At 51.7% G+C, this 10,090-nt stretch carries 8 protein-coding genes; 4 read left to right on the forward strand and 4 right to left on the reverse strand.

Translation table 11 applies throughout. The features are described from left to right. Positions 1-35 precede the first annotated feature (35 nt). Positions 36-2,177, reverse strand: a complete 2,142-nt coding sequence (gene pta, locus NNN64_RS01650; protein WP_137384163.1) for a phosphate acetyltransferase — start codon at positions 2,175-2,177, stop codon at positions 36-38. Between the two features lie 75 nt (positions 2,178-2,252). Then, complete coding sequence (gene ackA, locus NNN64_RS01655; protein ID WP_006683648.1) at positions 2,253-3,455, reverse strand: acetate kinase; 1,203 nt, start codon at positions 3,453-3,455, stop codon at positions 2,253-2,255. Positions 3,456-3,794: 339 nt separating this feature from the next. Here ackA and yfbV point away from each other — a divergent pair, with 339 nt between their 5' ends. The 4 genes from yfbV (at position 3,795) to NNN64_RS01675 (ending at position 7,409) form a co-directional block, all read left to right on the forward strand. Next, positions 3,795-4,250 (forward strand): terminus macrodomain insulation protein YfbV, encoded by a 456-nt coding sequence (gene yfbV, locus NNN64_RS01660; RefSeq protein WP_003028087.1) that lies wholly within the window; start codon positions 3,795-3,797, stop codon positions 4,248-4,250. 84 nt (positions 4,251-4,334) lie between these two features. Beyond that, a complete protein-coding gene (locus NNN64_RS01665; RefSeq protein WP_003028086.1) occupies positions 4,335-4,829 on the forward strand; it encodes a YfbU family protein in 495 nt (164 codons plus the stop codon). Next, positions 4,822-5,499 (forward strand): sugar phosphatase, encoded by a 678-nt coding sequence (locus NNN64_RS01670; RefSeq protein ID WP_271440258.1) that lies wholly within the window; start codon positions 4,822-4,824, stop codon positions 5,497-5,499. Before NNN64_RS01665 ends, NNN64_RS01670 begins: the two co-directional genes overlap by 8 nt. Positions 5,500-5,576: 77 nt before the next feature. Then, the gene (locus tag NNN64_RS01675; protein WP_271440252.1) at positions 5,577-7,409 is read left to right on the forward strand and encodes an SLC13 family permease; all 1,833 of its coding nucleotides are present in this window, start codon (positions 5,577-5,579) and stop codon (positions 7,407-7,409) included. A gap of 156 nt (positions 7,410-7,565) precedes the next feature. On the opposite strand, the gene yfbR is transcribed toward NNN64_RS01675, so the two are convergent. Beyond that, a complete protein-coding gene (gene yfbR, locus NNN64_RS01680) occupies positions 7,566-8,165 on the reverse strand; it encodes a 5'-deoxynucleotidase (RefSeq protein ID WP_137384161.1) in 600 nt (199 codons plus the stop codon). Positions 8,166-8,248: 83 nt separating this feature from the next. Beyond that, the gene (gene alaA, locus NNN64_RS01685; RefSeq protein ID WP_005129483.1) at positions 8,249-9,466 is read right to left on the reverse strand and encodes an alanine transaminase AlaA; all 1,218 of its coding nucleotides are present in this window, start codon (positions 9,464-9,466) and stop codon (positions 8,249-8,251) included. Positions 9,467-10,090 lie beyond the last annotated feature (624 nt).

The following is a 10,090-nucleotide window of genomic DNA, read 5'->3' on the forward strand; positions in this document are numbered from 1 at the left end:
ATGCGTTTAGGTCACCATCCGGCGTACACAGCAGATTACTGCTGCTGGGAGGACTGGATCGCGGTCAGAGCGATGGTGTAGACGATATCGTCTACCAGCGCGCCACGAGACAGGTCGTTCACCGGCTTACGCATACCCTGCAGCATCGGCCCGATGGAGATCAGGTCAGCAGAACGTTGTACCGCTTTGTAGGTGGTGTTACCGGTGTTCAGATCCGGGAAGATGAACACGGTAGCGCGACCTGCAACCGGAGAGTTCGGCGCTTTGGATTTTGCTACATCAGCCATAACAGCCGCATCGTACTGCAGCGGACCGTCGATCATCAGGTCAGGACGTTTTTCCTGCGCCAGACGTGTTGCTTCACGTACTTTCTCTACATCGCTACCTGCACCAGATGTACCGGTGGAGTAGGAGAGCATTGCAACGCGTGGTTCGATGCCGAAGGCAATCGCGGAATCAGCAGACTGAATCGCGATTTCTGCCAGTTGTTCTGCGGTCGGATCTGGGTTGATCGCGCAGTCGCCGTAAACATAAACCTGATCCGGCAGCAGCATGAAGAACACAGAAGACACCAGAGAGCTACCCGGCGCAGTTTTAATCAGCTGCAGCGGTGGGCGAATGGTGTTTGCTGTCGTGTGCACGGCACCAGAAACCAGACCGTCAACATCGTCTTGTTCCAGCATCAGAGTACCGAGAACCACGTTGTCTTCCAGTTGTTCGCGAGCAACGGTTTCGGTCATGCCTTTGTTTTTACGCAGTTCGACCAGGCGAGCAACGTAGCTTTCGCGAACCACATCCGGGTCAACGATTTCTACGCCAGCACCCAGCTCAACGCCCTGAGACGCGGCAACACGGGTGATCTCATCCGGGTTACCCAGCAGTACGCAGGTTGCGATCCCACGTTCAGCACAGATAGCCGCTGCTTTAACAGTACGCGGTTCGTCACCTTCTGGCAGAACAACACGTTTACCGGCTTTACGCGCCAGTTCGGTCAGCTGATAACGGAACGCTGGCGGAGACAGACGACGGCTGCGCTCAGAGGTCGCGGTCAGAGATTCAATCCAGTCAGCGTTGATGTAGTTTGCAACGTATTCCTGAACTTTCTCGATGCGCTCGTGATCGTCAACCGGCACTTCCAGGTTGAAGCTCTGCAGGCTCAGAGAGGTCTGCCAGGTGTTGGTGTTCACCATGAATACCGGCAGGCCAGTTTCGAATGCACGTTCGCACAGTTTGTTGATGCGCGCGTCCATTTCGTAGCCGCCAGTCAGCAGCAGGGCGCCGATTTCTACGCCGTTCATTGCCGCCAGGCATGCTGCAACCAGCACGTCAGGACGATCGGCGGACGTTACCAACAGGGAACCTGCACGGAAGTGTTCCAGCATGTGCGGAATGCTGCGCGCGCAGAACGTTACGGATTTCACGCGACGGGTATTGATATCGCCTTCGTTAACGATGGTAGCGTTCAGGTGACGCGCCATATCGATTGCACGCGTTGCGATCAGATCGAAGCTCCACGGCACCGCGCCCAGTACTGGCAGCGGGCTGGATTCTTGCAGTTTAGCCGGATCAACTTTGATCACTTTCGCTTTGGAAGAGTCGTCGAAAATCTCGGACAGATCCGGGCGGGTACGGCCCTGCTCATCAACCGGTGCGTTCAGTTTGTTAACGATAACGCCGGTGATGTTGGTATTTTTCGCGCCGCCGAAGCTGCTGCGAGTCAGTTCAATACGCTCGTTCAGCTGTTCCGGAGTATCGGTGCCCTGAGACATCACGAAGACGATTTCCGCGTTCAGCGTTTTCGCGATTTCGTAGTTCAGAGACTGGGCGAACTGATGTTTACGGGTTGGGACCAGGCCTTCAACCAGTACAACTTCAGCATCTTTGGTGTTCGCGTGGTAGTTCGCGATAATCTCTTCCATCAGCACATCTTTCTGATTGCTGGACAGCAGAGATTCCACGTGGCTCATCTTCAGCGGCTCAGCGGCTGGCAGAGAGGAGTTAGCACGCACGATGCTGGTAGTCTGGTCTGGTGCATCGCCACCGGCACGAGGTTGAGCGATTGGCTTAAAGACGCTCAGACGAACGCCTTTGCGTTCCATAGCACGGATCACGCCAAGGCTGACGCTGGTCAGGCCGACGCTGGTTCCGGTAGGGATCAGCATAATAATACGGGACACGGTTTATCCTCTTTCGTTACCGCCAATTTAGACGGGTTACAAAACAGCACCGCCAGCTAGGCTGGCGGTGTGAAATCAGGCAGTCAGACGGCTCGCGTCTTGCGCGATAACCAGTTCTTCGTTGGTTGGGATAACCACCGCAGGACGGGTACCTTCTTTGTTGATGAAACCAGATTTGCCGAAACGTGCGGCCAGGTTACGTTCGTGGTCAACTTCGAAGCCCAGAACGCCCAGTTTGCCCAGAGACAGTTCACGAACCATCGCTGCGTTTTCACCAATGCCACCGGTGAAGACAACCGCATCCAGACGACCATCCATCAGCGCGGTGTAGGAACCGATGTATTTCGCCAGACGGTGGCAGTAAACGTCCATTGCACGTTTAGCGTCTTCTTTGGTGGTGTAGTTATCTTCAACATAACGGCAGTCGCTGGTGACTTCGGTCAGACCCAGCAGGCCAGACTCTTTGGTCAGCATTTTGTTGATCTGGTCAACGCTCATGCCCAGGGTGTCGTGCAGGTGGAAGATAATCGCCGGGTCGATGTCACCGGAACGCGTACCCATCACCAGACCTTCCAGCGGGGTCAGACCCATGGAGGTATCAACACATTTACCATTACGGATTGCAGAAACAGAACCGCCGTTGCCCAGATGGCAAGTGATGATGTTCAGTTCATCAACCGGTTTGTTCAGCATTTTTGCCGCTTCCTGAGTCACGAAGAAGTGGCTGGTACCGTGCGCGCCGTAACGACGAACGCCATGCTCTTTGTACAGGCTGTACGGCAGAGCGTAGAGGTAAGATTCTTCCGGCATAGTCTGATGGAACGCGGTGTCGAACACAGCCACGTTTTTGTCTTTCAGGCTTGGGAAGGATTTCAGCGCTTCTGCGATACCGATCAGGTGAGCCGGGTTGTGCAGCGGTGCGAAAGAGGCGGAATCTTTGATGCCCTGGATAACGGAATCGTCAATAACCACGGAGCTGGTATACTTCTCGCCGCCGTGTACGATACGGTGACCAATTGCAGTCAATTGCGCGGACAATTCTGGTTTTTGTGCCAGAATAGTGTTAACGATAAAGTTCAGCGCTTCACTGTGAGCGGCGCCTGCACCTAAAGCCGCTTCTTGTTTACCGCCGTCCATTTTCCACTTGATACGTGCTTCTGGGAGATGGAAACATTCGGCTAAACCAGAGAGGTATTCTTCACCGTTTACTGCATCGATGATGGCAAATTTCAGTGAGGAGCTACCGCAGTTCAGAACCAGTACTAACTTACTCGACATGGAAGTACCTATTTATGATACGTGGCTAAAAAAACGTCAGGGAGTCATAGAGCGTAGCGCATGATGACACCGACGTTTATGATTAACATCATGCGCCAGGGTCTTTTTGGGCACGATGGAATAAATACCTTTGAGTCTATGCCATTTTGCGTATTTTTCAGCCAATGGCATACTGTATGCCAATTTGACGACTCAATGATTTTGGACTAAAGGCCTTACAGGCCGGCACAGGATACCTGAATGTGGGTATCAAAGACAAAATGTTTTGAACGATGTCCTTTGCAGTTGTTGTTTTGCACAAATTTTTTAATTTTTATATGTGAAGTTGAGGTAACCGCCATGTCGACACCGGATAATCGCTCCGTCAATTTTTTTAGCTTGTTTCGCCGGGGACAGCACTACGCAAAGACGTGGCCAATGGAAAAGCGCCTGGCGCCCGTGTTTGTTGAGAATCGTGTGATCCGCATGACGCGCTATGCGATTCGCTTTATGCCACCTATCGCCGTCTTCACGTTATGCTGGCAAATTGCGTTAGGTGGTCAGTTGGGACCGGCTGTGGCAACGGCACTGTTTGCGCTGAGCCTGCCAATGCAGGGCATGTGGTGGTTGGGTAAACGTTCCGTTACGCCACTGCCGCCTTCGATTCTCAACTGGTTCTACGAAGTTCGGGGAAAATTACAAGAAGCCGGACAGGCGTTATCGCCGGTTGAAGGGAAGCCGGATTACCAGGCGCTGGCTGACACGCTTAAGCGCGCCTTCAAACAACTGGATAAAACTTTCCTCGATGATTTGTAATTGACCCCTGATTACGCATATAAAAGAAGGCACAAGTAGCCTTCTTTTTTTTTCATCGCAGTAGTAGTGATACAGGAGTCCCAAATGGAAATGACCAACGCTCAACGTCTTATTTTGTCGAACCAGTACAAAATGATGACCATGCTCGATCCGACCAACGCCGAGCGTTATCGTCGTTTGCAGACGATTATTGAACGCGGTTACGGCTTGCAGATGCGCGAGCTGGATCGTGAGTTTGGTGAGCTGACGGAAGAAACCTGTCGTACGATTATCGATATTATGGAGATGTATCACGCATTACACGTGTCCTGGACTAACCTTAAAGATGCACAGGCTATTGATGAACGCCGCGTGACGTTCCTTGGCTTTGATGCCGCAACGGAAGCCCGTTTCCTCGGGTATGTTCGTTTTATGGTGAACGTGGAAGGCCGTTATACCCACTTTGATGCCGGTACACATGGCTTCAACGCTCAGACCCCAATGTGGGAAAAATATCAGCGCATGCTGAATGTCTGGCACTCCTGCCCGCGTCAGTATCACCTGAGCGCGAATGAAATTAACCAAATCATTAATGCCTGAGGGGGCGAGCGTGCAGTGCAAAGGCTTTCTGTTTGATCTGGATGGGACGCTGGTCGATTCCTTACCAGCCGTAGAACGTGCGTGGTGTAACTGGGCCGATCGTTTTGGTCTCGATCATGACGAGGTACTCGGTTTTATTCACGGCAAGCAGGCAATTACCTCCTTGCGGCACTTTATGCCTGGCAAGTCTGACGCGGAGATCGCGGCGGAGTTCACGCGTCTGGAGCATATTGAAGCGACTGAAACGGATGGAATCACCGCGCTACCCGGGGCGATTGATTTACTCAATCACCTGAATAAAGCGGGTATCCCTTGGGCGATTGTGACCTCGGGGTCGATGCCCGTTGCGCGGGCACGCCATCGTGTTGCTGGCCTTCCCGCGCCTGAAGTGTTTGTCACTGCTGAGCGGGTAAAGAGAGGCAAACCAGAGCCAGATGCATATCTGTTAGGCGCTCAACTGCTAGGCCTTGCACCGCAGGAGTGTGCGGTGGTTGAAGATGCGCCCGCTGGGGTACTCTCTGGCCTGGCTGCCGGATGTCATGTGATCGCGGTCAACGCGCCGTCGGACACGCCGCGTCTGGATGAGGTCGACTTTTCGTTGACCAGTCTGGAACAGATTTCCGTGACCAAGCAACCCAACGGAAATGTGGTTGTTATAAGAAATACCTGATCGTGATTTAGCCCCAGACTGTTGGGGCTTTTTTATGGCAAACTCAATCCATCCCTCTCATTTAACAAGGATATGTTGTGAACGGTGAATTGATATGGGTTCTCTCATTGTTGGCGATTGCCGTCGTTTTGTTTGCCACTGGCAGAGTGCGTATGGATGCAGTTGCTCTGTTGGTCATCATTGCCTTTGTTCTGAGTGGAACACTGAGCATCTCAGAGGCATTTTCTGGTTTCAGCGATCCTAACGTTATTTTGATAGCGGCCTTATTTATCATTGGGGACGGCCTGGTGCGTACCGGAGTGGCAACGGTGATGGGGGCCTGGCTGGTGAAGGTTGCCGGTAGTAGTGAAGTCAAGATGCTGGTTTTGCTGATGATCACCGTCGCCGGGCTCGGCGCTTTTATGAGTTCCACCGGTGTAGTCGCGATTTTTATTCCTGTTGTTTTAAGCGTATCTATGCGCATGCAAACCTCTCCCTCACGCCTGATGATGCCGCTTAGCTTCGCGGGGCTTATCAGCGGCATGATGACGCTGGTGGCGACGCCACCGAACCTGGTCGTCAACAGTGAGTTACTGCGCGAAGGACTAAACGGTTTCAGTTTTTTCAGCGTGACTCCGTTGGGGCTGGTTGTTCTGGTGCTCGGCATTATTTACATGCTGTTGATGCGTTTTATGCTCAAGGGTGAGGACTCCGGGCAGCAGGGGGATGGCTGGAAACGCCGGACCTTTCGCGATCTTATCAAAGAGTATCGTCTGACGGGGCGCGCCCGCCGCCTGGCGATTCGTCCAGGTTCGCCGATGATTGGCCAGCGTCTTGACGACCTGAAGCTGCGTGAGCGCTATGGGGCAAACGTTATTGGTGTTGAACGCTGGCGTCGCTTTCGGCGCGTGATTGTGGACGTTAATGGGGTTTCTGAGTTCCGTGCCCGCGACGTTTTGCTCATTGATATGTCCGCGGCCGATGTCGATCTGCGCGAATTCTGCAGTGAACAATTGCTGGAGCCGATGGTGTTGCGCGGCGAGTATTTTTCCGAACAGGCGCTCGATGTGGGGATGGCTGAGATTTCGTTGATCCCTGAATCAGAACTGATCGGTAAAACGGTACGGGAAATCGCGTTTCGTACACGTTACGGCCTGAACGTCGTCGGGGTGAAGCGTGATGGTACGGCGATGGACGGCGCGGTGGTGGATGAACCGTTGCTGATGGGCGATATCATTCTGGTGGTGGGTAACTGGAAACTCATCACCGCGCTTGGGAAAAAAGGCCGCGATTTTGTGGTGTTGAACATGCCGGTTGAAGTCAGTGAAGCGTCTCCGGCACACAGTCAGGCACCCCACGCGATTTTTTGCCTGGTTCTGATGGTTGCGTTAATGCTGACGGATGAAATCCCCAATACGGTGGCCGCAATTATCGCCTGCCTGCTGATGGGGAAATTCCGGTGTATTGATGCAGAGAGCGCCTATAAGGCGATCCACTGGCCAAGCATTATTTTGATCGTTGGGATGATGCCTTTCGCGCTGGCTTTACAAAAAACCGGCGGTGTCGATCTGGTGGTAAAAGGACTCATGGACGTCGGTGGGGGATATGGCCCGTACATGATGTTGGGTTGTCTGTTTATCCTGTGCGCGACCATTGGCTTATTTATCTCGAATACCGCAACAGCAGTGCTGATGGCGCCGATTGCGCTGGCGGCGGCGAAGTCGATGGGGGTTTCGCCGTATCCTTTTGCGATGGTGATTGCAATGGCGGCATCCGCGGCCTTTATGACGCCAGTCTCATCACCCGTCAACACGCTGGTATTGGGGCCGGGTAACTACAGCTTTAGCGACTTTGTGAAAATTGGTGTGCCATTTACGGTGATCGTGATGGCGGTGTGTGTGGTGATGATCCCGATGCTGTTCCCGTTTTGATTTTTATTATGCGCCGGATGGCGGCTACGCCTTATCCGGCCTACGGGATCGTTTAGCGTCTCCAGTCTTGTAGGCCTGATAAGCGTAGCGCCATCAGGCATGATGGCGCACGATGCCGGATCTTATCCGGCCTACAAAGGTAGCGTCGCCACAAACTTACAGCGGTGAATCCTGACTGATTTCATCCAGCGACAGATGGAAGCTTGGGACAAAGACCGCTAAAAAATAGTCCATCTCTTCACTACGCCGTGACTCCAGCGTTTTTTCCAGCCGTGTTTTCGCCAGCAGAAACTCGTTGTTACCGGCCGAAAGCTCTTCCAGACATTTCAGATAGGCGCACAGGGCATCGGCCTGCTTCACAATCGATCTCTCTTCATCGCTGCTGGCGTGCTCATCAATTAATGGCGCAAAGATATCGCGTAATTCATCCGGAACCATATCGACCAGCTTCTGCTGGGCAATTTTCTCAATGGCTTTATATTCCTGAGCAATTTGTGAGTTGAAGTATTTTACCGGGGTAGGGAGGTCGCCGGTCAGTACTTCGGAAGCGTCGTGGTACATCGCCAGTAGCGCGATGCGCTCTGCGTTAACCTGACCACCAAATTTCCGGTTCTTAATCGCGGCCAGTGCATGGGCGACCATGGCGACCTGCAGGCTATGTTCGGAGACGTTTTCGGTGCGTACGTTACGCATCAGCGGCCAGCGGTTGATGAGCTTCAGACGGGATAAGTGGGCAAAAAAGTGGCTCTGCTTCATAACGACCCTTACTCTGTGACTTCAGTAACGGTATTTTGCGCAGAGAGTGCTACCGGATGCAAACCCGGTAGCACTTTGCATGATTACAGCTGGTGATAACCGGACAGGAAACGCTCAAACTTGCTCAGCGACATTTCAATATCATCAATACGCGGTAGCGTGACGATACGGAAGTGATCCGGCCACGGCCAGTTGAATGCTGTGCCCTGGACCAGCAGGACTTTTTCCTGCAGCAGGAAATCGAGTACCATTTTCTGGTCATCGTGAATATTGAAGCGTTTGGCATCAATTTTCGGGAACATATACAGAGCACCGCGCGGTTTCACACAGGAAACGCCCGGAATATCATTAAGTAATTCCCAGGCCCGGTTGCGCTGTTCATACAAACGTCCGCCTGGCATGATAAATTCGCTGATGCTCTGGTATCCACCCAGCGCGGTTTGAATGGCGTGTTGCGCTGGAACGTTGGCGCATAAACGCATGGAGGCCAGCATTTCAAGACCTTCAATATACCCTTTGGCATGTTTCTTCGGTCCGTTCAGTACCATCCAGCCCTGACGGAACCCCGCGACACGGTAAGTTTTTGACAGGCCGTTGAAGGTAATAGTCAGCAGATCCGGGGCCATTGCCGCAATTGAGTGATGCTCGGCATCATCATAGAGAATTTTGTCATAAATCTCGTCAGCAAAGATAATGAGGTTGTTCTGGCGAGCAATCTCAACAATCTCCATCAGCAGCTCTTTGGAGTAGACAGCGCCGGTAGGGTTGTTTGGGTTGATGATGACGATCCCTCGCGTGCGCGGGGTGATTTTTGCCCGAATATCATCAAGGTCCGGGAACCAGTCTGATGATTCATCACACAGGTAGTGCACGGCATTACCGCCAGAGAGCGATACTGCCGCTGTCCACAGCGGGTAATCAGGCGCAGGAACCAGCATTTCGTCCCCACTGTTCAGCAACGCCTGCATCGCCTGAACGATTAATTCAGAAACGCCGTTACCGATATAAATATCCTCCACGGTAACATCGCGCATCCCGCGGGCCTGGTAATGCTGCATGATCGCTTTGCGGGCTGAATAAAGACCTTTTGAATCGCAATACCCTTGTGCGGTAGGTAAATTGCGGATCACATCGACCAGAATTTCATCTGGTGCTTCAAACCCGAATGGCGCAGGGTTGCCGATGTTGAGTTTCAGAACTTTATTGCCTTCTTCTTCCAGGCGCTTTGCTTCCTTCAGAACCGGGCCACGAATGTCATAACAGACATTTTCTAATTTGCTGGATTTTTCAATGGGGGACATGAATCTTGACCTTTTTAGCTGTGAATGCCACTCCCTGCCGTGGAAGTCAGCACAGAACAATGTACTCCCCCGACGGTGAGTTTTGAAGGGTCTTTAGTAGAAGATTTCGAAAGTTGCGAGGTTATAATTAACTGTTAACAACTAAATAATGAAATTAATATGGAATTATAATCTTGATATCTTGTATTTTATGGTTATATGTATCGTTGTGGCAGCTTGGGTATGGTGATTTGTTTGGCGAAAAATAGTGAGATGTGCAAAGCGGTGCGTGGTTGGCAGTATCTGCTGTTTGCGCAATTCGAAAATACTGAGGTCTTAGCCTGACAAACTGTTATCGACCTGATCTGACAACGGCGCGGTGTGAATCTATTGTTAAGTATAATTAATGAATGGTGGCATTCTTAATTAATTATTATTTAATATTTAAACAGTATTTATTGAACGCGTTAATAATACGAAAACCGGCAGTCTGAGTTAACACCTTTTTGCTTCGATTAATTCGCGATAACACTTATAAATATAGTGGTTTTAGGTTAAGATAAGTCCCATGAAATGGCGCGCAACTTGTGTTTTGCGATAATTCCAATGTTAGTTGAGAGTTTCTAACATACTGAAAAATTAGTT

Source organism: Citrobacter sp. Igbk 14 (assembly GCF_028069825.1).
In the GTDB taxonomy this organism is placed as follows: Bacteria; Pseudomonadota; Gammaproteobacteria; order Enterobacterales; family Enterobacteriaceae; genus Citrobacter.

Excerpts from the sequence above, each read along its gene's own strand:
- alaA (WP_005129483.1), bottom strand. The coding sequence starts at position 9,466 with ATGTCCCCCATTGAAAAATCCAGCAAATTAGAAAATGTCTGTTATGAC.
- NNN64_RS01670 (WP_271440258.1), top strand. The coding sequence starts at position 4,822 with ATGCCTGAGGGGGCGAGCGTGCAGTGCAAAGGCTTTCTGTTTGATCTG.
- yfbR (WP_137384161.1), bottom strand. The coding sequence starts at position 8,165 with ATGAAGCAGAGCCACTTTTTTGCCCACTTATCCCGTCTGAAGCTCATC.
- NNN64_RS01665 (WP_003028086.1), top strand. The coding sequence starts at position 4,335 with ATGGAAATGACCAACGCTCAACGTCTTATTTTGTCGAACCAGTACAAA.
- yfbV (WP_003028087.1), top strand. The coding sequence starts at position 3,795 with ATGTCGACACCGGATAATCGCTCCGTCAATTTTTTTAGCTTGTTTCGC.
- ackA (WP_006683648.1), bottom strand. The coding sequence starts at position 3,455 with ATGTCGAGTAAGTTAGTACTGGTTCTGAACTGCGGTAGCTCCTCACTG.